The sequence below is a fragment of the Pseudomonas sp. P4_B3 genome, assembly GCF_056402295.1.
The window spans coordinates 45,761-65,709 of the sequence record NZ_JBFUHR010000027.1; the positions used below are offsets into that span (position 1 = coordinate 45,761).

Annotated in this window: 22 protein-coding genes, 1 tRNA gene and 1 pseudogene; 10 read left to right on the top strand and 14 right to left on the bottom strand. The window is 58.4% G+C overall.

Annotated elements, in window-relative coordinates; genetic code table 11:
* Positions 1-104: 104 nt before the first annotated feature.
* Positions 105-178, top strand: a tRNA-Gly gene (locus AC1DWG_RS26400).
* Between the two features lie 161 nt (positions 179-339).
* On the opposite strand, the gene AC1DWG_RS26405 is transcribed toward AC1DWG_RS26400, so the two are convergent.
* Positions 340-1,986, bottom strand: coding sequence for a phosphoethanolamine transferase (locus AC1DWG_RS26405; protein WP_477788554.1), 1,647 nt, complete (start codon positions 1,984-1,986; stop codon positions 340-342).
* An 875-nt stretch (positions 1,987-2,861) separates the two neighbouring features.
* Here AC1DWG_RS26405 and AC1DWG_RS26410 point away from each other — a divergent pair.
* The 4 genes from AC1DWG_RS26410 to AC1DWG_RS26425 all read left to right on the top strand — a co-directional run bounded on the left by AC1DWG_RS26410 (position 2,862) and on the right by AC1DWG_RS26425 (position 5,105).
* The gene (locus tag AC1DWG_RS26410) at positions 2,862-3,041 is read left to right on the top strand and encodes a type II toxin-antitoxin system HicA family toxin (RefSeq protein WP_034150107.1); all 180 of its coding nucleotides are present in this window, start codon (positions 2,862-2,864) and stop codon (positions 3,039-3,041) included.
* Positions 3,042-3,078: 37 nt separating this feature from the next.
* The gene (locus AC1DWG_RS26415) at positions 3,079-3,486 is read left to right on the top strand and encodes a type II toxin-antitoxin system HicB family antitoxin (protein WP_392886121.1); all 408 of its coding nucleotides are present in this window, start codon (positions 3,079-3,081) and stop codon (positions 3,484-3,486) included.
* Between the two features lie 412 nt (positions 3,487-3,898).
* Positions 3,899-4,168, top strand: coding sequence for a short-chain dehydrogenase (locus AC1DWG_RS26420; RefSeq protein ID WP_477788555.1), 270 nt, complete (start codon positions 3,899-3,901; stop codon positions 4,166-4,168).
* A gap of 208 nt (positions 4,169-4,376) precedes the next feature.
* Positions 4,377-5,105: a class I SAM-dependent methyltransferase gene (locus tag AC1DWG_RS26425; protein WP_477765100.1), complete on the top strand. Its 729-nt coding sequence runs from the start codon at positions 4,377-4,379 to the stop codon at positions 5,103-5,105.
* A gap of 40 nt (positions 5,106-5,145) precedes the next feature.
* Here AC1DWG_RS26425 and tam read toward each other — a convergent pair whose 3' ends face one another.
* The 5 genes from tam to AC1DWG_RS26450 form a co-directional block, all read right to left on the bottom strand.
* The gene (tam, locus tag AC1DWG_RS26430; RefSeq protein ID WP_477765099.1) at positions 5,146-5,916 is read right to left on the bottom strand and encodes a trans-aconitate 2-methyltransferase; all 771 of its coding nucleotides are present in this window, start codon (positions 5,914-5,916) and stop codon (positions 5,146-5,148) included.
* Positions 5,917-6,136: 220 nt separating this feature from the next.
* On the bottom strand, positions 6,137-6,640 hold the full coding sequence (locus AC1DWG_RS26435; RefSeq protein ID WP_477755359.1) for a DUF4142 domain-containing protein: 504 nt from the start codon (positions 6,638-6,640) through the stop codon (positions 6,137-6,139).
* 72 nt (positions 6,641-6,712) lie between these two features.
* Positions 6,713-6,871, bottom strand: a complete 159-nt coding sequence (locus tag AC1DWG_RS26440; RefSeq protein ID WP_477755358.1) for a KGG domain-containing protein — start codon at positions 6,869-6,871, stop codon at positions 6,713-6,715.
* 117 nt (positions 6,872-6,988) lie between these two features.
* A complete protein-coding gene (locus AC1DWG_RS26445; protein ID WP_477755357.1) occupies positions 6,989-8,335 on the bottom strand; it encodes a sensor domain-containing protein in 1,347 nt (448 codons plus the stop codon).
* Positions 8,336-8,414: 79 nt separating this feature from the next.
* A complete protein-coding gene (locus AC1DWG_RS26450) occupies positions 8,415-9,053 on the bottom strand; it encodes a LysE family translocator (RefSeq protein ID WP_477765098.1) in 639 nt (212 codons plus the stop codon).
* 153 nt (positions 9,054-9,206) lie between these two features.
* On the opposite strand from AC1DWG_RS26450, the gene AC1DWG_RS26455 reads away from it, so the two are divergent.
* Both AC1DWG_RS26455 and AC1DWG_RS26460 read left to right on the top strand, forming a co-directional pair.
* Positions 9,207-9,446 (top strand): CopG family ribbon-helix-helix protein, encoded by a 240-nt coding sequence (locus AC1DWG_RS26455; RefSeq protein WP_150727562.1) that lies wholly within the window; start codon positions 9,207-9,209, stop codon positions 9,444-9,446.
* A complete protein-coding gene (locus AC1DWG_RS26460) occupies positions 9,436-9,720 on the top strand; it encodes a type II toxin-antitoxin system RelE/ParE family toxin (RefSeq protein WP_477755355.1) in 285 nt (94 codons plus the stop codon). Before AC1DWG_RS26455 ends, AC1DWG_RS26460 begins: the two co-directional genes overlap by 11 nt.
* 20 nt (positions 9,721-9,740) lie before the next feature.
* Here the strand turns inward: AC1DWG_RS26460 and AC1DWG_RS26465 are convergent, their stop codons facing one another.
* Entirely contained in the window at positions 9,741-10,649 is a 909-nt protein-coding gene (locus AC1DWG_RS26465) for a LysR substrate-binding domain-containing protein (RefSeq protein WP_477788556.1), read from the bottom strand.
* Between the two features lie 77 nt (positions 10,650-10,726).
* On the opposite strand from AC1DWG_RS26465, the pseudogene AC1DWG_RS26470 reads away from it, so the two are divergent.
* Positions 10,727-11,216 (top strand): annotated as a pseudogene (locus tag AC1DWG_RS26470) (DMT family transporter).
* A 78-nt stretch (positions 11,217-11,294) separates the two neighbouring features.
* Here the strand turns inward: AC1DWG_RS26470 and AC1DWG_RS26475 are convergent.
* From AC1DWG_RS26475 to AC1DWG_RS26490, 4 genes are all read right to left on the bottom strand, one after another.
* Entirely contained in the window at positions 11,295-12,626 is a 1,332-nt protein-coding gene (locus tag AC1DWG_RS26475) for an MFS transporter (protein ID WP_223462967.1), read from the bottom strand.
* Between the two features lie 170 nt (positions 12,627-12,796).
* The gene (locus tag AC1DWG_RS26480; RefSeq protein ID WP_477788557.1) at positions 12,797-13,723 is read right to left on the bottom strand and encodes a hydroxymethylglutaryl-CoA lyase; all 927 of its coding nucleotides are present in this window, start codon (positions 13,721-13,723) and stop codon (positions 12,797-12,799) included.
* On the bottom strand, positions 13,720-14,913 hold the full coding sequence (locus AC1DWG_RS26485; protein ID WP_477788558.1) for a CaiB/BaiF CoA transferase family protein: 1,194 nt from the start codon (positions 14,911-14,913) through the stop codon (positions 13,720-13,722). Before AC1DWG_RS26485 ends, AC1DWG_RS26480 begins: the two co-directional genes overlap by 4 nt.
* A 239-nt stretch (positions 14,914-15,152) precedes the next feature.
* Positions 15,153-16,061: a LysR family transcriptional regulator gene (locus AC1DWG_RS26490; RefSeq protein WP_477788559.1), complete on the bottom strand. Its 909-nt coding sequence runs from the start codon at positions 16,059-16,061 to the stop codon at positions 15,153-15,155.
* Positions 16,062-16,192: 131 nt separating this feature from the next.
* Here AC1DWG_RS26490 and AC1DWG_RS26495 point away from each other — a divergent pair, with 131 nt between their 5' ends.
* Positions 16,193-17,212 carry a DUF4917 family protein gene (locus tag AC1DWG_RS26495; protein WP_477788560.1) on the top strand — a complete coding sequence of 340 codons (1,020 nt, stop codon included), beginning with the start codon at positions 16,193-16,195 and terminating at the stop codon, positions 17,210-17,212.
* 92 nt (positions 17,213-17,304) lie between these two features.
* On the opposite strand, the gene AC1DWG_RS26500 is transcribed toward AC1DWG_RS26495, so the two are convergent.
* The 3 genes from AC1DWG_RS26500 to AC1DWG_RS26510 all read right to left on the bottom strand — a co-directional run bounded on the left by AC1DWG_RS26500 (position 17,305) and on the right by AC1DWG_RS26510 (position 18,665).
* Positions 17,305-17,649, bottom strand: coding sequence for a YegP family protein (locus AC1DWG_RS26500; RefSeq protein WP_477756052.1), 345 nt, complete (start codon positions 17,647-17,649; stop codon positions 17,305-17,307).
* A 114-nt stretch (positions 17,650-17,763) separates the two neighbouring features.
* A complete protein-coding gene (locus AC1DWG_RS26505; RefSeq protein WP_477788561.1) occupies positions 17,764-18,069 on the bottom strand; it encodes a ribbon-helix-helix domain-containing protein in 306 nt (101 codons plus the stop codon).
* 14 nt (positions 18,070-18,083) lie between these two features.
* The gene (locus AC1DWG_RS26510; protein WP_008051822.1) at positions 18,084-18,665 is read right to left on the bottom strand and encodes a DJ-1/PfpI family protein; all 582 of its coding nucleotides are present in this window, start codon (positions 18,663-18,665) and stop codon (positions 18,084-18,086) included.
* 335 nt (positions 18,666-19,000) lie between these two features.
* On the opposite strand from AC1DWG_RS26510, the gene AC1DWG_RS26515 reads away from it, so the two are divergent.
* Positions 19,001-19,891, top strand: a complete 891-nt coding sequence (locus AC1DWG_RS26515; RefSeq protein ID WP_477788562.1) for a DMT family transporter — start codon at positions 19,001-19,003, stop codon at positions 19,889-19,891.
* Positions 19,892-19,949: the final 58 nt, after the last annotated feature.

The following is a 19,949-nucleotide window of genomic DNA, read 5'->3' on the forward strand; positions in this document are numbered from 1 at the left end:
ACCGCCATGCGGTCTATGCATCGTTTCACCTGCGCTAAAGCCATTTGGTGCAAAGAAAAACTTCAAATCCCCGCGCGTATCTGGTACAAAGTCAGCCGCTCTGAGCGGGTGTCGTATAATGGCATTACTCCAGCTTCCCAAGCTGATAACGAGGGTTCGATTCCCTTCACCCGCTCCACTAATTTCAAAGCTTCCAGCAGCGTCTGTACGCATCGACAACGAGCTGGAGGTCGCATTGGGGGACGTTTAGTCTCACCATCGCGCTTCAGACCAAATCCTCACCTCGCCATACCCGCCACGCCACTTCATGTTGCCCCGTCGGAAAACGATCTGGCCGGTTTAAAGCGCATCAAAATCAAATGTCGGAACATATCCTGAACCGAGCTGGTATGGACATTTCGACGTCACAAAATCATTGCTTAACAAATCATCCGAGCTCTTATATTCACTCGTGAGAACGCCAGTGATATTTAAAAGCGTGTGCGGCAAGGACGATATGCTAGCTCTTTGATTCTCTCTTTCCTTCAACTTTGAAAGCTTGAGCGCTTGCTGGCTTGAAATATTATCGGATGCCCAGACAAACGCCGAAACCGGCAGATCATACTTATTGCCAATTCCATGACCCAACAGCCCTCGACTATCATCCATGAGATTTTCGCCATGATCCGATGAATAAAACAAGATCGATGGTTTTTTGCTCAATTTCAATTGCTCAATAATTGAGATTAACAGCCAGTCCGTATACAAGATGGAATTATCATATTCTGCGGTGATTTTATCTTTTACGCTATTGGTTGACGGCTTGAATTTTTTGAAATCATCTGGATACCGGCGCGAGTAATCGAAATGACTGCCCTTGATGTGGATAAATATGGCTTGTTTTTGCGTACCGCCGTTGTTTAAAATTTTTTCATATTCCGGCATCAATGCTCCGTCATAGCTCCTTTCAAAATATTGCCAATTTTGTGCCTCTGCTGCTATTTGCGGAATTATTCCGCCGAAACTATCGACTTCCTGCACTGACAACCAATAGGTCATGTAACCGGCTGCGCGAAATATACCCACCAAGGATTTTTTTGACGCAATGGCATTCCAATCCGATATGGGCTCAAGGCTGAGCATTGAGGGAACGGCGACCGAAGTATATGGGGCTGTCGTACACATGCGATTGAACTTGTAAATCCCTGCCAGCTTGTCGAGATTCGGAGTGGTCTGCTTGTCATATCCGTAGAGAGACCAATTTTGCGGCCGCGATGACTCACCGATTACAAAAACAACAGTTTCTATATTTGACTCATTCGAAACACTGATTATTTTCACCTCCGATTTCTGGCGCCGCTTGATAAATTGCTCCGATTGCAAATACAAGTGAGCAGTGAGGCCGAGTTGCGATAAGTACCCGACGGGCGTGCTTTGATCTTTTGCAACGAGATCCAGGACCGCATGCTTCCCGAAAGAATTGACTTTGACCGTTTTATAAAAATACGCGCCATACCCCAAAAGCAAGGCACTAATTGCCAAAACGAAAATACCCTTGTTTTTATGTAATTCACGCTTATGCAAGCCTATGAGCCCTGCCCCATAGCAAGCGACGAATATTATCAAAACGATGGTAAGCGGCCGCCAATAAGTCGGCAAAAAATCGCTTGCCTCCTTGTAGTTGTTCAAACCGATAAACACATAGGCCGCCGTGAATCTCGAATTGAAATTCAGAACAAGGAATAGATCGACGACCGCCAACAAATAGAACGGAAGCAGAACGACGTGAGTTTTGAATTGATTGAACGAAGAAAATCGAATCGCCAGAAGCCACAACACTGAAATAGAGATGGTATACATGGCCAATAAATCAATTTTCGAGTATCGATAGTTTATGATTAATCTAATTATCAGCGGCGACAACAAAAAAGCCCACAATACTAAATTTGGCCATTCCGCTTTAAATACTCTTGTTGGGTAATCGATGGCCTTTGCTGATATTTTCATAGTCGAGCTGTTCTCGTCGGATCCAACCTGCTGCCCAAAGGTTAGCTCAGTTGGCGTGTAGCGCCACGAGGCTCACCCTGCATTCGCAACAGCGCAGAATCGACCCGCCGGGCCAAGCGCTCGTATAGTTTTCGTATAGATCCGCCCCTGCTCGTAAAGAAGCAATAGCGCTGCGTTGAGCCGGACGGGAGATACCTTATCCTCCCGGCTTACCCTTTGCCCCGATATCACCATGGACAGTTCAGAGTTGGGAATCATGATCGTTTCAATGATCGGGTTGTTCGGCTTTGCTTCGTTTATTTTTGAATACTTGAGTGCCAGGCGCTCAAAGAAAAGTAAGCCGCAGTGATTTTCACCATCTCGCGATGGCCAACGCCAATCCGTTAAGCGCGACTCTGAACCTGTGACGAGGGAGCTTGCTCCCGTTGGACGGCGCAGCCGTCCCATTTTTTGGGGACCGCTTCACGCTGGGGCGCCAGCCCGGCCCAGCGGGAGCAAGCTCCCTCGCCACAGATTACTGGTGAGCAATGCTTCGGTCCGACACCGGCTATCTTGAATTTGGCTTTTTCACCAAAAAATTAGCGCTTCGCCATAAAGTCGCTGTCCTGTTAGCGTTTTTCTCGCCTCCGTAAAGGATTTCGTCTCCTGGCAGACGATTGGCGCACCTGTTGCCCGCGCATACGCCTGCGCGGCAAATCCTTGCAATACACATATCACTTCAATTCGGCCATGCCTGAAGCCATGGCCGCAGAGCCCTCCTAGACTCGATCCCTATCGCCCTATGCCATCGACCCCAGGACGATTTCGGTGGTTATAGTATTGATTCAAATATTTCAGTAGGTATAGTAACCACAAGCACACCACAAGGAGGTGATGTGAATAGCCGATTTTTGATAAGCCAAATCATTGCGGACGGTTGGTATCTGGTACGTATCAGAGGCAGCCATCATCACTTCAAGCATCCGACCAAGCCGGGCTTGGTGACGGTCCCTCATCCCAAAAAAGATCTGCTGAAGAAAACGGCCATCAGTATTTTGCAACAGGCGCTGCTCTAACGAGCCCGATGCGCTGAGTCCTCGGAGGACAATGAACATGCTGTACCCAATTGCAATTTCAATGGGCGACGACGAGCACGCCTGGGGCGTGGAAGTCCCCGACATTCCGGGCTGCTTTTCCGCGGGGGAAGATCTGGACGACGCGATGGCCATGGCCCGAGAAGCCATTGAGGGCCATTTCGAGATTCTGGCCGAAGATGGTTCACCCATTCCGTCTGCCAACAAAGTGACCCTGCATGCAGCTAATCCGAAGTACGCGGGCTGTGCGTGGGCACTGGTGGACATCGACGTCACTAAATACCTGGGCAAGGCCCAGAAGCTGAACATCACACTACCCGGCTACCTGCTCAACCGAATCGATGAGTACGTGCTGCACCACCCGGAAGAGAAAAGCCGTTCGGGTTTTTTGGCGTCGGCTGCTCTCAAGGTGCTGCAGCAAGGCTGATGACCCTATTACATTGATATATCAACCGGCCCCAAGTGGCCGGTTTTTTTATGAGCGGGAATTTAGTGAAGCGCTGCAGGCAACTTTCAAGAAAAAGCCGCGTCCTACACGACACTAGGAATTGTCCGTACACTTGCGCATTGCTGTGCCTTTGTCATGAGCCCTATAGTCCGAGCGCGCCCAAATGGCGTATCGGGTTTGGCGACTCGATGTCAGCGGCATAGGAACCTCCGAGCTTAACTCGGAGCGTTTTTAATCGCACTTGGCTGCCTTTTTTCGGTAGCTGTGCGTGGGAGACCTTCGGGTCTGCCGGTTTTGCCGTTGCCCGGTTCGCCAACCCGCGTACAGCTACCACCCTATTGTTTGGCGACGATTGAGTGGTAGGTCTTTCACCTGCAAACGGTAGTTACTCATGAACGAATATATGGCTTTAACCAGCAACGTCGACGATCTACCCTCCCTCTACGTCAACACCACCCAACCCCTGCACTCCCTGCTCAGCACGGTCAGTTACAGAATTCGCGCCGTGACGCAGCTTCTTGAAAACCTCGCAATGCGCGGCGACCTGACCTCTGACTCAGTAGTTCTCAGTGACTTCGCATTACTGTGCTCCGTGCCATTGCGCGACGGTTGCGATGTGCTGGACGTTATCGCTCGACGCATGGATGCAGAGCCGTCCTGAGCAATCGCGGCCAGTTAAGAGATAGCACGGACGAACAGTCATTGTGGCGAGGGAGCTTGCTCCCGCTGGGTCGGTCCGCGTTCGGGCGAAGCGACCCCGAAAGGGACTGCTACGCAGTCCAACGGGAGCAAGCTCCCTCGCCACGGGTTGCCATCACTCGCGGGAAAATTGTGCTGTCATGTGAACAATCCCATGAGAGGTCCCAAACATGACCCAAAACATCTACGACGACCCTAAATTCTTCCAGGGCTACAGCCAGATGGCCCGCTCCATCGGCGGTCTCGATGCCGCGCCGGAATGGCCTGCACTGAAGGCCATACTGCCGCCAATGCAGGGTCTGAAGGTAGTGGATCTCGGTTGCGGCTACGGTTGGTTTTGTCGCTGGGCCAGTGAGCAAGGCGCCGAAAGCGTGCTCGGCCTGGATGTTTCGCAGAAGATGCTGGAGCAGGCGCGCAAAACCAGATCCGCTTCGAACATCCGTTATGAGCGCGCCGATCTGGGGCAGCTCAATCTGCCCACCGCCAGTTTCGATCTGGCCTACAGCTCCCTGGCGCTGCATTACATCAAGGACTTGCCGGGGCTGTTCGCCAGTGTCCACGCAGCCCTCAAACCCGGTTCGCATTTCGTGTTTTCCATCGAACATCCGATCTTCATGGCACCGCGCAATCCTGGCTGGATCATCGATGCCCAGGGCAACAAGAGCTGGCCCGTGGACGGTTATCAGAGTGAAGGCGAGCGCGTGACCAATTGGCTGGCGGACGGTGTGATCAAACAGCACCGCACCATTGGCACGTTGCTCAACACGCTGATTGGCGCTGGATTCAGCATTCAGCACGTCGACGAATGGGGGCCGAGCGATGCCGAGGTGGCGGCGCAACCGGCCCTTGCCGAGGAGCGTGAGCGGCCCATGATGATGTTGGTCGGCGCTCAGCGTTGATGGATAAAAAAGGGACAGATAAGTCTGTCGCTTTTTCGCATCAGCGGGTTGCGACGATAAACAGTCGTGGGAACGGCAACAGTACCGAACCATCGGCCAAGGCCGGATACGCCTGTTCGATAGCCGCTTGATACTGCTTCAGATACTGCGCCCGTTCCGCTTCGTCCAGCGGGTCGAGGAACGGCCGCAACCCGCTGCCCTTGAACCACTCGACGACACCCGACGCACCGTCCGCGAGCGGATGATGATAGGTGGTGCGCCACACATCGACGCGGGCGCAGTGGGGCTTCAACATCGAGTAATAGCCACCGGCATCAGCCATTTCCGTGCGTTGCCCGGCAGCACCGGCCAGTTTGGTGGCCCAAGGGCCATGAGCTGCTACTTCGCGCATTAAACGGTGTGAAGGCTCATTGAGGTTGTCCGGCATCTGAATGCCCAAGGTGCCACCCGGTGCAAGCTTGTTCACCAGCGAAGGCAACAATGTCGCGTGATCAGGCAGCCACTGCAATACCGCGTTGGCAAATATCACATCGAACGGGCCAGTGCCGCTCCAGCTATCAATGTCCGCGATGTCGAAACGTACTTGCGGCAGACGCTTGCGGGCGGCTTCGATCATGTCGGTCGAACTGTCCAGCCCCTGCACCGAGGCGCCGGCAAAGCGCTCCACCAGCAACTCGGTGGAGTTACCAGGCCCGCAACCGATGTCGACGGCCGTACGCACGTCCCCGGCAGGAATGGCCGCCAGCAGGTCACGGGCGGGACGGGTGCGTTCATCTTCAAAAGCGACGTACTGTTTGGCGGACCAACTCATTGCGTTCTCCTGTCGGTGCGTTGTCCTCGGGCCGCTACGATACCGCGGCAAGCACCGCTAAAGGTTTCAGAAAATCACCTTTTCGGTCACGTCGAATTTTCATTCGACCGCCACTGTCTGAAAAATCCAACACAAAACCCCAAGCCGCATCTGGATCAGTGCCGAACAGAAAAACGGCGCGTGACCGAAATCCCGCGCCGTTTATGTTCAATCCTTGTGCTCAACTTTTGGCCTGCAATGCCTTGGCCATTTGCAGATGATTTTGCAATTTGGGCAGGGTTTCTTCGGCGAACGCCTTGATTTCCGGCACGTCGGTGGTCTGTGCTTCCTGCTGCAACTGATCGATGGCTTCCTGGGTGGTCTTCACCTGACTGGCTGCATAGGCCTCATCAAAGGTCGTCCCATCCATGGCTTGTGGCATCAGGGCTTTGGCCTTTTCGACAATTTCTTCGCGCGGGGCGACGGGCAAATCCAGTTGCCTGGCGATTTTCGCCAGGTGCTGGTTCGCAGTGGTGCGGTCGTTGATGACGACGATGGTGTAGTCCTTGACCTCTTTGGACTCGGATTTCTGGTGCGCCAAACGACTGGCTTCGATGTCGGCCATGCCTTTGGCCGAGGCTTCGTCGATGAATTCGGCGGATGACTGGGCAAAGACGCTACTGGCAAACAGCCCCAATAACGTGGCAAAACTGGCATTACATAATCGGGTGGCCATCCGGTTCATGGTCGCGCCCTCCTTGAAAAGTTCAAACGGGAGCTTTCGCCCCCGCTTCTCAATCAAAACCACCCGCATCCTTTAGCGGGATTTCTGACCGCCCTTGCGGCCCATGTCGGGTTTCGCCGGGTCTTTTTCGACGGTCGTGGTGGTGGTTTTCCCACCCTTGCGACCGGCTTCAGAAGCCTTCGTTCGATCGTTGGCGAAATTCCCCGAGTTCGAGTTTCTTGAGCTAGGCATGATTCTCTTCCTCTTGGTGATAGTCGCGGCGAGCTGTAGCCCCCATAGAATCTGAAGTTGCGCGTCCCAAAAGGTTTAGAAAATTATGTGGATACCACGACGAACGGTGCCTGGTTTTCAGACCAGTCGCAGGTGATGCTCGCGTTTGGCGCAATACATCGCTTCGTCGGCATGCCTGAACAATTGCTTCTCTTCGGTGCCGTGATCGGGGTATCGGGCGACGCCGATACTTGGCTGGATGTTCAGGCTGTGCCCGTCCAGACGCAGGGGCTGGACCAGGACCTGACGGATTTTCTCGACCACGATGTCGGTATCGTCGGCAGCGCGAATGCTGTGCAGCAACACCACGAACTCATCGCCGCCGATGCGTGCCACGGTGTCGGTTTCCCGCACGCAGCCCTTGAGCCGGTTGGCCACCGCTTGCAGCAGCATGTCGCCGACCGCGTGGCCATGGGTGTCGTTGACGTGCTTGAAGCGGTCGAGGTCGACGTACAACAGCGCCATGCGCCCGCGGTCTTCCCGGGCCACTTGCAGTGATGCCTTGAGCCGGTCGCGCAGCAGTTCGCGGTTGGGTAACTGGGTCAGTTGGTCGTACTGGGCCATGTATTGCAGGCGGGCATGCAGTTGCTTGCGCTCGATGGCGGTTGCGACCTGGGCGCAGACGTATTGCAGCAGTTCCTTGTCTTGCTCGGTGTAGCGCTCGCCGCCCGGAATGCTTTTGACGATCAACGCACCGATGGTGCCGTTTTGCGAGTTCAGCGGCACACCCAGCCAACACGGTGCGTTCTGCTCGGTTACCAGCGCTTCGAAGCCGGCAGGCGGTGTGCACTGGTCCGGGGTCAACAGGATCGGCTGCCCCGTGCGGATCACTTCGGCGCACAGGCGCCCGGTCATTGTTCCGGGCTGTTCGGGCTGTGGCTCGTGGTCATCGACGTGATAAGGGAAATTCAACTGTGCGCAGCGCTCGTCGTACAGTGCCACGGAAAAATTCAGTGCCGGCAACCATTCGCCGATGATCATGTGGATGCGTTTGAACAACGCCAGCAGATCCTCTGCCGCATGGGCCGCCTCGGAAATCGCATACAGCGCGGCCTGCCGGGATTCGGCCTGCTTGCGCTCGGTTATGTCGCGGGCCACCGCGATGCGCAATTGATCGTCCTCGGACCAGCGCGCCGACCAGAGGATGTGCACCACGCGGCCATCCTTGCGCAGGTAGCGGTTTTCGAAGTTGAGCTTGGGCTCGCCACCCATGATTTCCCGGGCGGCATCGAGGGTTCGCTGGCGATCGGCCGGGTGCACCATGTCGATCATCGGCTGGCCGATCATCTCATCCGCGCTGTAGCCGAATATGCGCTCGCACGCCGCACTGACAAAGACGAAGCGGCCCTGTTTATCCACCGCACAGACGGCGTCCAGCAACAGATCGATGTAGCTCGCCAGCGGCGCGGAATTTCGGTTTTCCATGGTTCAGCGTGGGTGTCCCGATAATGCAGCGCTTATCAATCATCCCTGCCCTGTCGGCCTTGCATCCTTGTGATCATATTCAAGCCTTGTTCGGCATCAGCCCCGGCAACGCATGGACCAGCGCGTTAATGGCGAAACCGATGAACATCACCCCGCACAACCGGGTGATTGCCAGTTCATGACGCTGGTACAAGCTGCGCACTCGCCGCGCACCGACAACGCCAATGAGAATAGCGTAGGCGAGCAACCCGCCGACGAAACTCAGGGCGATCAGCGCCGGCAGCATTGACCAGTTGAGCAGTTCCGCGCGGCTCGACAACAGTGCCGTGAACGTCGCCACGGCCACCGGATAGGCCTTCGGATTGGTCAAACCGAACAGAATGCCGTGCCAGAACGGTTGCCGTGCCGGCCCCCGTGGCGCATCAGCGCTGCTGCGCCGGGCGCGCACCGCACGCCAGCCGAGCCAGAACAGATACAGGCCGCTGAGCACACCGAGCACGTCGAACGCGGTACTGCCGATCTCCCGCGCACCGACAATCGCGATCAGCGCCGTACTGCACCAGATCACATCGCCGAGCAAATGCCCGCACAGAAACCCCGCCCCGGCCCGTCGCCCATGGGCCGCGCCAATGCCGAACACCGCCAGCACACCCGGCCCGGGGGTGATGCCGTAGATAAAACCCGAGGCAAGCACGGCCATTAGCAACGATGGGGTCATGGGGAGTCCTTTTGAACGGCTTGGTGAATGGTCGCCAGTCTATATCAGGTCATTGCCTGTCGATTGAAACATCTCGACAGACGAACGGGCTGGCCCCGCCTCACTGATGACGGTGTAGTATGTTGTATTACAAACCACTACATCGAGACCACCATGTCAGTTATGTCCCTGCGCATACCAGACGAAATCGCCGATACCCTCGCGAGTCTTTCCAAGGCAACGGGCCGCAGCAAATCATTTCTGGCCGTGGATGCGCTGCGTGAATACCTGGCCCGTGAAGCGTGGCAAATCGAGGAAATTCAGAAAGCCTTGAAAGAAGCCGATGAAGGTGACTTCGCGACACAAGAAGAAGTAAACGCAATGGCTGACAAGTGGACGGCGAATGCGCGTTGAGTGGTTGCGTACGGCGTTAAAGAATCTGGATGACGAAGCCGCCTACATCGCCATCGAGAATCCAGAAGCTGCAGCAGATTTTGTTCGAGCGATTCTCGCCAGTGTCGATCACCTTGCCCGATTTCCAGCGACGGGTCGTGAAGGACGCTTACCCGGTACCCGGGAATGGGTCATGCCTGATCGCCCCTATTTGATTCCCTACCGGGTTCGCCAAGGTCGGCTTCAGGTACTACGAGTTTTTCATACGCGTCGCCTGCCACCTTCCAATTGGTAAAGGCCATTTTAGAAAAGCTTCTAGCGTTCGATCCCCTCCCCAATCCTCCGATTCAACCAGTTCAACGCCTGATCTCCACCCCGCCGTGTATGCCACGCCAACACAAAAGTGAACGATGGAATGTGAAACGGCGGTGGCACGACAACCAATGTGGACTCATCGATATCGCGCAAGCCTCGCGACGCGACAGTGAGGATCAGGTCCGTTCCGCTGATGAGCTCCGGGGCGACGCTCCAGTGCGGCAGGCTGATGGCGACACGCCGGCGTTCGCGCAATGCGGTCAGCGCCCGCTCGATTTCCGGGGTGCCGCTGCCGCGCATCTCCAGCAGGACGTGGGGGCGTGCCAAATAAGTGGCCAGGTCGAGGGCTCCGTCGACGGGCAGGCTTTTGGGGTCCAGCAGGCAGGCGTAGTGCTCTTCGAACAGCGGCGTGCTGCGCAACTCGTTGGGCATTTCCGGGAATACACCGGCGGCGACATCAATGTCACCGTTGAGCACCCCTTCGAGCATGCTTTCGCGGCTGCCATGGCTGATTTGCAGGTCAATGCCCGGCGCTTCGCGGCGCAACGCTCGGATCAGCCCCGGCAGGACAATGGCGGCGCCGTAGTCGGACATCGCCAGGCGGAAGGTGCGCTGGGTGGTCGCCGGATCGAAGGCGTTCGGCGCCAGCAGCGCTTGCACCTGGGCCAAGGCTTCGGCCAGCGGTGCCACCAGTTCCAGCGCTCGCGGAGTCGGTACTAGGCTGGCACCGGCGCGCACCAGCAGGGGATCGCCGAGCAGGTCACGCAATCGCGCCAGCGCATGACTGACCGCTGGCTGGCTCAAGTGCRGACGCTCGGCCGCCCGGGTCACGTGTTGCTCGCTGAGCAAGGCGTCGAGGATTACCAGCAAATTGAGGTCGATGCGTCGAAGATCATTCATCTGCTGCATGTTCTGAATAGCAAAACGGAATTTAAATCTGCGCGACGAATACCCTAGAGTCCAGCAAAACCTGTTGGGGATCGATCATGAGTACGTTGCATTGGGTGAGTCTGTTGGTGCTGGCAATGATTGCCGGGGCGGTGGTGCCGTTTCAGAGTGCGATCAACGTCAATCTCGGGCGCGGGTTGGGCCATCCGTTGTGGGCGACGCTCGCCTCGTTGCTCGTGAGCATTTTGGTGTTGTTGCCGATCATCGTTGCGATGCGTTTGCCGTTGCCGTCACTGGCATTCATCAGCAAGGCGCCGCTTTGGATGTGGGCCGGTGGCGCTTTTGGGGTGTGCTTTATTTCCTTGGCATTGGTGCTGCTGCCCAAGCTGGGTGCCGCAGGGTTCATGGCATTGGCGCTGGCGGGGCAAGTGGTGGCGTCGTTGTTGCTGGATCACTACGGCTGGTTTGGGTTGGTGGAACGGCAGCTCACCTTGCCCAAGGTGTTTGGGGTGGTGCTGTTGATGGCCGGGGGTGGTGTTGATTCAGTTTAGTGACGCTGCGGAAAAAGCGATGACAGCGACTTCTTGAAGATCAAAAGATCGCAGCCTCCGGCAGCTCCTAAGGGGATGCGTGGTCCGTGTAGGAGCTGCCGAAGGCTGCGATCTTTTAAAACTTATCGAGTGTGCGCAACTTCTGCGGCAATCCCCACAGCAACAGCGCCACCGCGATCAGCGCACAGACACCGATGACATACAGCGCCGGCGTGGTGCTGCCGGTCAGGTCCTTGATCCGGCCGACCATCACCGGGCTGACGATGCCGCCGAACTGGCCCAGGGTGTTGATCACTGCAATCCCGCCGGCAGCACCCGCGCCGGCACCGGCCAGCAGTTTCGGCGGCAGGGTCCAGAAGCTCGGGATAGAGGCGATGATCCCGGCACCGAGCAGGCCCAGCGCGACAATCAGGAAGGTCGTGTGGTTGGCGAAGATCCCCGCGCAGAAGAACCCGATCGCACCGACCGCCACCAGACCGGCGACAAACTTGCGGCGCTCGCCAGAAGCATCGGACAGGCGTCCGATCACCACCATGCTGATGGCACCGCAGATGTACGGGATGGCCGTCAGCAAGCCGATCATCACCGGACTTTCAGTGCCGGCGCTGCGGATCAGTTGTGGCGCCCAGAAATTCAAGCCGTAGGACGCCACCTGAATCAGGAAATAGATCAGGCCCAAGGTCAGGAAACCCGGAATCCTAAGTGCAGCGAGCAGCGAACCTCCGCTCTTGTGCGGCTCATGCTGAGCGATGCGGCTGGCCAGCAAGGTCTTCTCCGAAGGCGTCAGCCAATGGGCGTCTTCGATGCGGTCCTTGAGCAGGGTCAGCACCAGCAAACCGAGGCCGATGCACGGCACGCCACCGAGCAGGAACAGCCAGTGCCAGCCGCGCATTTGCAGCACTCCGTCGAGGTGTTGCAGCACAAGCCCCGAGAACGGCGCGCCCACCAGGCCGGCGAACGCCGACGACAGGAACAGCATCGAGGTGATACGCCCGCGATAGTGCTGCGGGAACCACAGGGTCAGGTAGTACAGCACGCCCGGGGCAAACCCCGCCTCCATCGCACCGATCACGAAGCGCAGCACGTAGAACTGCCATTCGCTGTTGACGAACACCATGGCCGCCGTGGCCAGGCCCCAGGACATCATGATCCGGGCGATCCAGCGGCGTGCGCCGACCTTGTACAGCATCATGTTGCTCGGCACTTCGAAAATCACGTAACCGACCACGAACAACCCGGCGCCTAGGCCGTACGCGGTGTCGCTCAGGCTCAGGTCGGTCTGCAGCTGAAACTTGGCGAAGCTGATGTTGATGCGGTCGAAAAAGGCGAACAGGTAGCAGACCATGATCAGCGGCATCAGGCGCCAGGCGACTTTACTGACCAAGGCTTTTTCGGTGTCGTGGCTAACGGCCGGGCTCGCGCCGGCCTCCAGTGCATTCAGGCTCATTGCAGTTCTCCAGGCGGACTTCCCGTGGGTGTCCGATTGTTTTTGTTGTCTGGTTAAGGTGCTTTTTACTGTAGGAGCGAGCCTGCTCGCGATGACTGAGTCACATCCAACATTGATGTCGACTGCCTCACCGCTATCGCGAGCAGGCTCGCTCCTACAGGGGATTGGTGTCAGGTGGGGATCGGGTGCAGATCGCAATTACGTCCAGCCTTGGCCAGTTGCCCTGGTACTTCATGGCCGAGCAGCGCCGGCAGCCCTCGGGACAGTTTCAGCAGCAGCGGCAAATCGATGCCGGTATGAATGCCGACTTCATCGCACAGGTTCACCAGATCCTCAGTGCAGATGTTTCCCGATGCCCCCGGCGCAAACGGGCAGCCGCCGAGACCACCGAGGGCCGCGTCGAAGCGCCGGGCACCGGCCTCGTAGGCGGCCAGCACGTTGCACAGGCCGAGGCCGCGGGTGTTGTGAAAGTGCAGGGTCAGGTCCGTCGGGGACACCCGCTGCAGCACCCGGCGCACCAGTCGGTCGACCTGACGCGGGTTGGCCATGCCCGTCGTGTCGGCCAGGGTGATGCCCTGGATGCCGAGCTCCTGATAGGCCTCGACGATGTGCAGTACACGGTCCTCATCGATCTTGCCCTCGAACGGGCAGCCGAAGGTGGTGGCGATGCTGGCGTTGAGTCGCACGGCGCTGTCGCCGACGAACTGCACAATCTCGCCGAACGCGGCCAATGAATCTTCACAACCCATGCGCATGTTCGCCCGGTTATGAGTCTGGCTGGCAGACATCACAAGGTTCAGCTCATCGGCACGGCACGCCAGTGCCCGTTGCGCGCCTTTGAGGTTGGGGATCAACGCGACGTAGATCACCCCCGGTTGCCGGGCGATGCCCTTGAACACCAGTTCGCCATCGCGCAGTGCAGGAATGGCTTTGGGTGACACGAACGAACCGGCTTCGATGCGGCTGAATCCGACCTGCGACAATTGATCGATCAAGGCAATCTTGTCGTCGGTTTCAACCCAGGTCGGCTCGATTTGCAAACCGTCGCGCGGGGACACTTCCTGCACGATCAGGCTATCGGAATAATCAGTGATCATTGCACCACTCCTTCGACTTTCAGGCGTTCGATGTCCATCGCGGTCAGGCCCAATTGCGCGAGGATGCCGTCGGTGTGCTGGCCCAGCCCGGGGCCGGACCAGTTCACACCGCCGGGGGTCTCGGAGAGTTTCGGCACAATGCCCGGCATCTTCACCGTGGCGCCACCGGGCAGCTCGGCATTGAGCAGCATGTCCCGCGCCTGGTAGTGCGGATCGGCGACGATGTCGGCCACCGAATAGATGCGCCCGGCCGGGACTTCGGCGGCCTCCAGAGCGGCCAGTACCTCGTCGATGGGCAGACTGCTGGTCCAGTGGGTGATGGCGGCGTCGAGCACATTGCTTTTGGCTGCACGCCCGTCGTTGTGGGCGAATTCCGCCGCCTCGGCCAGATCGGCGCGGCCGATGGTTTGCATCAGGCGCTTGTAGATCGGATCGCTGTTACCGGCGATCACCACGTAGGCGCCATCGGCTGTCAGATACGTGTTGGATGGCGCGATGCCCGGCAAGGCACCGCCGCTGCGTTCGCGCACATGGCCAAGCATGTCGTATTCCGGCACCAGGCTTTCCATGACGTTGAACACGCTTTCGGCCAGGGACACATCAACGATTTGCCCGCCGCCCTGCCCGGTCTTGACCCTTAGCAGCGACATCAGCGCACCGATCACCGCATGCAACGAAGCCAGGGAATCGCCAAGGCTCACGCCAACCCGCGCCGGCGGCGAACCTGGCGTGCCGGTGGTGTAGCGGATGCCGCCCATGGCCTCGCCGATGGCGCCAAAACCCGGACGATCGCGGTACGGGCCGGTCTGGCCGTAACCGGAAATCCGCACCAGCGTCAGGTTGGGATTGAGCGCGTGCAACACGTCCCAACCGAGGCCCAGTTTCTCCAGGGCGCCGGGGCGCAGGTTTTCGATCAGCACATCGGCGCTGGTCGCCAGTTGCTTGACCAGTTCGATGCCTTCGGGGGATTTGAGGTTCAGCGCCAGGGACTTCTTGTTGCGTGATTGCAGGTACCACCACAACGAGGTGCCTTCGTGCAGCTTGCGCCATTTGCGCAGGGGATCGCCCTGGCCCATGGCTTCGATCTTGATCACCTCGGCGCCGAACTCGGCCAGCATGCGCGCCGCAAATGGCGCGGCGATCAGCGTGCCGATCTCGATCACTTTGATCGCACTCAAGGGGGCAGTCATCGCGGGGTACCTCTTGTTCTTGGAATATGCGCCAAGGCTAGAGGACAGGGGGCTCGGGAATCCAACCTTCAGTTAGCAACGGGCGTTCGCGAAATGCGAACGCTCGACAAGAGGATTATCGCGACCTTCAGTCCGCCATCGCGAGCAGGCTCACTCCTACAGTTGATTCGTGGCGATCACACATCCCCTGTAGGAGCGAGCCTGCTCGCGATGAGGCCCGCCCATTCAGCCGAGAACTATCAGGCTGAACCCCGCAAATGCTCAAACAACATCCGGCTCACCGGCGACAGCAACGCCTCGTCGCGCACCACCAGAATCAACGCCCGGTCCGACCACTCGTCCGTCAACGGCACCGCGTGCAAGCCCAGTGCCCGGCCAAACAATTCATAGGCCCGCTGCGGAAGGATGCCAATCCCCATGTTGGCCTGGATCATCCGGCACATGGCATCGAACCCTGGCACATGAATGCGCACCCGCAACACCTTGCCGGCCTCACGGGCTGCGGCATGGGTACGCATGTTGATCGAACTGGCGGCATGCAAGCCAACGTAATCACTGCCCAGCGTATCGGCGAACGCCACGCTCGACCGGCTCGCCAATGGATGATGGGGCGGCATCAACACCACCAGTTTGTCCTGGCGATACAGCACGCTGTGCAGGCCCTTGATGTCACTGTCGATGGAACAGATCCCGAGGTCGGCCACCCCGTCGAGCACGCCCTGAATCACCCCGGCGCTGGGCCGTTCTTCGAGGTCGGTCTTGACCTGTGGGTGACGCTCGGAAAAATCCCGCAGGTCCTCGGGCAAAAACTGAATGATCGCCGACAGGTTGGCGAGCATCCGCACATAGCCGCGCACACCGTGGCTGTGCTCGCCCAGTTCAAGGCCCATTTTTTCGACGTTGAACAACATCTGCCGGGCATGGTGCAGCAGGGTTTCACCGGCCGGCGTCAGTGACATGCCCTTGGCCTGGCGCACGAACAGACTGATGCCCAGCGCCTCCTCCAGCTCCATCAAGCGCTTGCTCGCCGCCGAGACGGCAATCGCTTGGCGCGAGGCGGCACGGGTCAGCGTGCCTTCTTCATGGACGGCGACGAACAGTTGCAGAGTGATCAGGTCGAGACGGCGGATCAGGCTTTTTTGCAGCATCGGGTACTCGGCGAAGTCGGCTCAGGCAAAGTCGCAGCATAGCGTTCTTCGCCCGCGTCGTGCCGTGGTCCGGGCACCGGTCGTGATAAAGTCGCCGCCCACAGACCTTTTGCCGTGAGACGAAGACCGCAATGACCGATTTCCAGGATGTCGATGCCCAACTTGAAGACTGGAACGTCTTGCGCAACACCGCTTCGTTCAGTGGTTTGCTGGTGGGCAACGGCGCCAGTCGCGCGGTGTGGGACGATTTCGGCTACGAGTCGCTGTTCGAAAACGCCCGCACCGTTGAAGAAAAACCCCTGAGCCCGTCCGAGCTGAGCGTGTTCGATGCGCTGCAGACCCGCAGTTTCGAGCAGGTATTGAGCGCACTGAAAACCACCAGCCGGGTTAACAAGGCCCTGGCTGTCAGCTCCGCCGCCCCACGCAATCGCTATTACGCGATCAAGGAAGCGCTGATCAACACCGTGCATGCGCTACATATCCCGTGGCGGCTGGTGGTGCCTTCGACGCTGGCGACGATCAATCAGGAACTGACCAGTTATCGCACGGTGTTCACCACCAATTACGACTTGCTCTCCTACTGGGCGGTGCAACACCAACCTGGGGCGATTACCGACCTGTTCCAGGGAGGCGAACCCGGTTTCGACCTGAGCGACACGGCCACCGACAAAACCCGTTTGCTGTACCTGCACGGAGGCCTGCACCTGGTGCGCAACCAGGACGGCACGGCGCGCAAGCTGATGTCGACCGAGGGCACGTTGCTGGGCAATTTCGCCATCAACAACACGATCAAGACCCTCGACGACGTGCCGCTGTTCGTCAACGAAGGGCCGAGCGCGGACAAGCTCAAGACCATCCGCAGTTCGGACTATCTGTCGTTCTGCTACGAGCAACTACTCGGTCACGGCCAGGCACTGTGCATCTTCGGCCATGCGTTGGGGGAGCAGGACAGACATATCATCCACGCCTTGCGCCTGGCAAAACCGCAGGTGGTGGCGATCTCGATTTACCCGCGCAGCAAGCCGTTCATCCAGCATCAGAAGCGGCATTACGCGAAGGTGTTTGAGGGGACGGGTGTGGAGTTGAGGTTTTTTGATTCGAAGAGCCATGGGCTGGGTGGTCCGAAGATGGCGGTTCCGGTCGAGGTTTAGCGGCGACGCAGCTGCCGCTATCGCGAGCAGGCTCGCTCCTACATTGGAATGCACTCCCCCACAGGGATTTGTGCTGGATTTGAAAGCTGTACTCAAAACACCGGCAACGTCTTGTCCTTGACCACCTTGGTCGAGCCGTTGGCCTTCACGCTGGCGATACCTTTCTCCATGGCTGCAGCGGAGGAATAGGCCTCGCTGCTGCCGATGATCTCGTGGTTGCCCGCCTTGAGGTTGAAATACGGATGGCCATCCTTGGTGGTTTTCTTCTCGTAACGCTCATCCAGCTGGCTGTTGGCCTGGACCGAGGCGATGCCTTTGTCGGCGGCAGCGTGGGTGGTGTACAGCTCGCTGGTCAGAATGGTCTCGGCGTTGGCCGCCTTGAGGACAAACCTGAACTGGCCATTGCTGCTTTTGCTCACTTCATACCATCCGGACATGCTCTTTCTCCTGGGCGATTGAGAGGTTGCGCGCTCCACAGTAAAGACCAGCCTGGTGTTTCTGTCGCCTGTACCGGCCCCATCGTCGGAACGCCCATGCAGCGCAAAACCAACCTATTTCACTGCAGCCCGAACCACCGACAACTCCGGAGTAGCCACCCGCCGCTGGCTCAGATACCGCGTACAACTCACCCGCAAGAACGAAGCGAAATTGACCACCTCACCGCGATAGTCCATCACCTCTTCATACAGCTTGGCGATCAATTGGTTGGTGGTCATGCCGTCGACTTCGGCGATTTCGCTGAGGATGTCCCAAAACTGATTCTCCAGCCGCAGGGTGGTGACCACCCCGCAGATGCGCAGCGAGCGGGAGCGCGATTCGTAGAGTATCGGGTCGGCTTTGACGTACAGCTCGCACATGGACCTATCCCTCGTTACAGCGTGATTTTGGTACCCAGCAACCCCAGGAAACCGGCCAGCCAGTTCGGGTGCGCAGGCCAGGCCGGAGCTGTGGCCAGATTGCCCTGAACATGGCCGTCCGTCACCGGAATATCGATATACGTACCGCCCGCCAGTCGCACTTCCGGAGCACAGGCCGGATAAGCGCTGCATTCGCGACCTTCGAGAACACCCGCGGCCGCCAGCAACTGCGCGCCATGGCACACGGCAGCGATCGGCTTGCCGGCCTTGTCGAATGCGCGCACCAGCTCCAGGACTTTTTCGTTCAGGCGCAGGTACTCCGGAGCACGGCCGCCGGGAATCAGCACGGCGTCATAATCAGCAGCGTTGACCTTGGCGAAATCGAAGTTGAGGGCAAACAGATGACCGGGTTTTTCGCTGTAGGTCTGGTCGCCTTCGAAGTCATGGATCGCCGTGCGCACGGTCTGGCCGGCAGCCTTGTCCGGGCAAACGGCGTGCACCGTGTGGCCGACCATCAGCAGCGCCTGGAACGGCACCATCACTTCATAGTCTTCGACGTAATCACCGACCAGCATCAGAATTTTTTTCGCAGCCATGGGGAGGACTCCTCTGGAAGTGGGCTTGCAGGAGTATTCAAGGTAGTCCTTATCCGGCTGGGCGGGTAACAACCGGCTACTACGAATGCACAGGACCACTGTAGGAGCTGCCGAAGGCTCGGGCCGCGTTCGGACGATCTTTTGATCTTGATCCTTGGATTTATTGGATTTGTGGCGCGGCGGGTAAAAAGATCGCAGCCTTCGGGAGCTCCTACGCGTTGCTCGCATTACTCGCAACTGTACGGATAAGTCTGTGCCTAGCTGTAACAGCGGCTTACACCGGGTTTATGGCTAGATAACACTACCTCCCACCCTCCACGATTCTGGTTGCCATCATGTCCTCGCGCGAAAACACCGGCATGGCCCTCGGCCTGCTCGGCGTTGTGATCTTCAGCCTCACCCTGCCCTTCACGCGGATCGTCGTGCAGGAACTGCACCCGCTGCTCAATGGCCTGGGCCGGGCACTGTTTGCAGCGGTTCCGGCGGCGTTGCTGTTGCTGTGGCACCAGGAAAAATGGCCGACCTGGAAACAGGTCAAAGGCCTGACGCTGGTGATAGCCGGGGTGATCCTCGGTTTCCCGGTATTGTCGGCCTGGGCCATGCAAACCTTGCCGGCGTCCCACGGTGCGCTGGTCAACGGTTTGCAGCCGCTGTGCGTGGCGCTGTATGCCGCGTGGTTGTCCCATGAGCGGCCTTCGAAAGCCTTCTGGGCCTGCGCGGCATTGGGCAGCGCGTTGGTGCTCGGTTATGCACTGATCAGCGGTGCCGGCAGCATTCAGGCCGGAGATTTGCTGATGCTTGGTGCCATTGCAGTGGGCGGATTGGGCTACGCCGAGGGAGGCCGACTGGCCAGGGAGATGGGTGGCTGGCAGGTGATCTGCTGGGCGCTGGTGTTGTCGACGCCGCTGCTGATCGGCCCGGTGGTGTATCTGGCGCTGCAGCATCAGGGCGAGGTTTCCGCCAAGACCTGGTGGGCCTTCGGTTATGTTTCGCTATTTTCGCAGTTCATCGGTTTCTTCGCGTGGTACGCCGGGCTGGCCATGGGCGGCATTGCCCGGGTCAGTCAGATCCAGTTGCTACAGATTTTCTTCACCATCGCCTTCTCGGCGCTGTTTTTCGGTGAACATGTGGAGCCGATTACCTGGCTGTTTGCTGGCGGCGTTATTGTCACTGTGATGCTCGGACGCAAAACGACAGTGCGCCCGGCGCGAACTGCCACTGCATGACCCTGTAGGAGCCGGCTTGCTGGCGATGGCGTCCTCGAGATCGCTATCGCCGGCAAGC

Coding starts and splice junctions, on each gene's coding strand:
- AC1DWG_RS26405 (WP_477788554.1), bottom strand. CDS start 1,986: ATGAAAATATCAGCAAAGGCCATCGATTACCCAACAAGAGTATTTAAA.
- AC1DWG_RS26415 (WP_392886121.1), top strand. CDS start 3,079: ATGCTGTACCCAATTGCAATTTCAATGGGCGACGACGAGCACGCCTGG.
- AC1DWG_RS26420 (WP_477788555.1), top strand. CDS start 3,899: ATGAACGAATATATGGCTTTAACCAGCAACGTCGACGATCTACCCTCC.
- AC1DWG_RS26425 (WP_477765100.1), top strand. CDS start 4,377: ATGACCCAAAACATCTACGACGACCCTAAATTCTTCCAGGGCTACAGC.
- tam (WP_477765099.1), bottom strand. CDS start 5,916: ATGAGTTGGTCCGCCAAACAGTACGTCGCTTTTGAAGATGAACGCACC.
- AC1DWG_RS26435 (WP_477755359.1), bottom strand. CDS start 6,640: ATGAACCGGATGGCCACCCGATTATGTAATGCCAGTTTTGCCACGTTA.
- AC1DWG_RS26440 (WP_477755358.1), bottom strand. CDS start 6,871: ATGCCTAGCTCAAGAAACTCGAACTCGGGGAATTTCGCCAACGATCGA.
- AC1DWG_RS26445 (WP_477755357.1), bottom strand. CDS start 8,335: ATGGAAAACCGAAATTCCGCGCCGCTGGCGAGCTACATCGATCTGTTG.
- AC1DWG_RS26450 (WP_477765098.1), bottom strand. CDS start 9,053: ATGACCCCATCGTTGCTAATGGCCGTGCTTGCCTCGGGTTTTATCTAC.
- AC1DWG_RS26455 (WP_150727562.1), top strand. CDS start 9,207: ATGTCAGTTATGTCCCTGCGCATACCAGACGAAATCGCCGATACCCTC.
- AC1DWG_RS26460 (WP_477755355.1), top strand. CDS start 9,436: ATGCGCGTTGAGTGGTTGCGTACGGCGTTAAAGAATCTGGATGACGAA.
- AC1DWG_RS26475 (WP_223462967.1), bottom strand. CDS start 12,626: ATGAGCCTGAATGCACTGGAGGCCGGCGCGAGCCCGGCCGTTAGCCAC.
- AC1DWG_RS26480 (WP_477788557.1), bottom strand. CDS start 13,723: ATGATCACTGATTATTCCGATAGCCTGATCGTGCAGGAAGTGTCCCCG.
- AC1DWG_RS26485 (WP_477788558.1), bottom strand. CDS start 14,913: ATGACTGCCCCCTTGAGTGCGATCAAAGTGATCGAGATCGGCACGCTG.
- AC1DWG_RS26490 (WP_477788559.1), bottom strand. CDS start 16,061: ATGCTGCAAAAAAGCCTGATCCGCCGTCTCGACCTGATCACTCTGCAA.
- AC1DWG_RS26495 (WP_477788560.1), top strand. CDS start 16,193: ATGACCGATTTCCAGGATGTCGATGCCCAACTTGAAGACTGGAACGTC.
- AC1DWG_RS26500 (WP_477756052.1), bottom strand. CDS start 17,649: ATGTCCGGATGGTATGAAGTGAGCAAAAGCAGCAATGGCCAGTTCAGG.
- AC1DWG_RS26505 (WP_477788561.1), bottom strand. CDS start 18,069: ATGTGCGAGCTGTACGTCAAAGCCGACCCGATACTCTACGAATCGCGC.
- AC1DWG_RS26510 (WP_008051822.1), bottom strand. CDS start 18,665: ATGGCTGCGAAAAAAATTCTGATGCTGGTCGGTGATTACGTCGAAGAC.
- AC1DWG_RS26515 (WP_477788562.1), top strand. CDS start 19,001: ATGTCCTCGCGCGAAAACACCGGCATGGCCCTCGGCCTGCTCGGCGTT.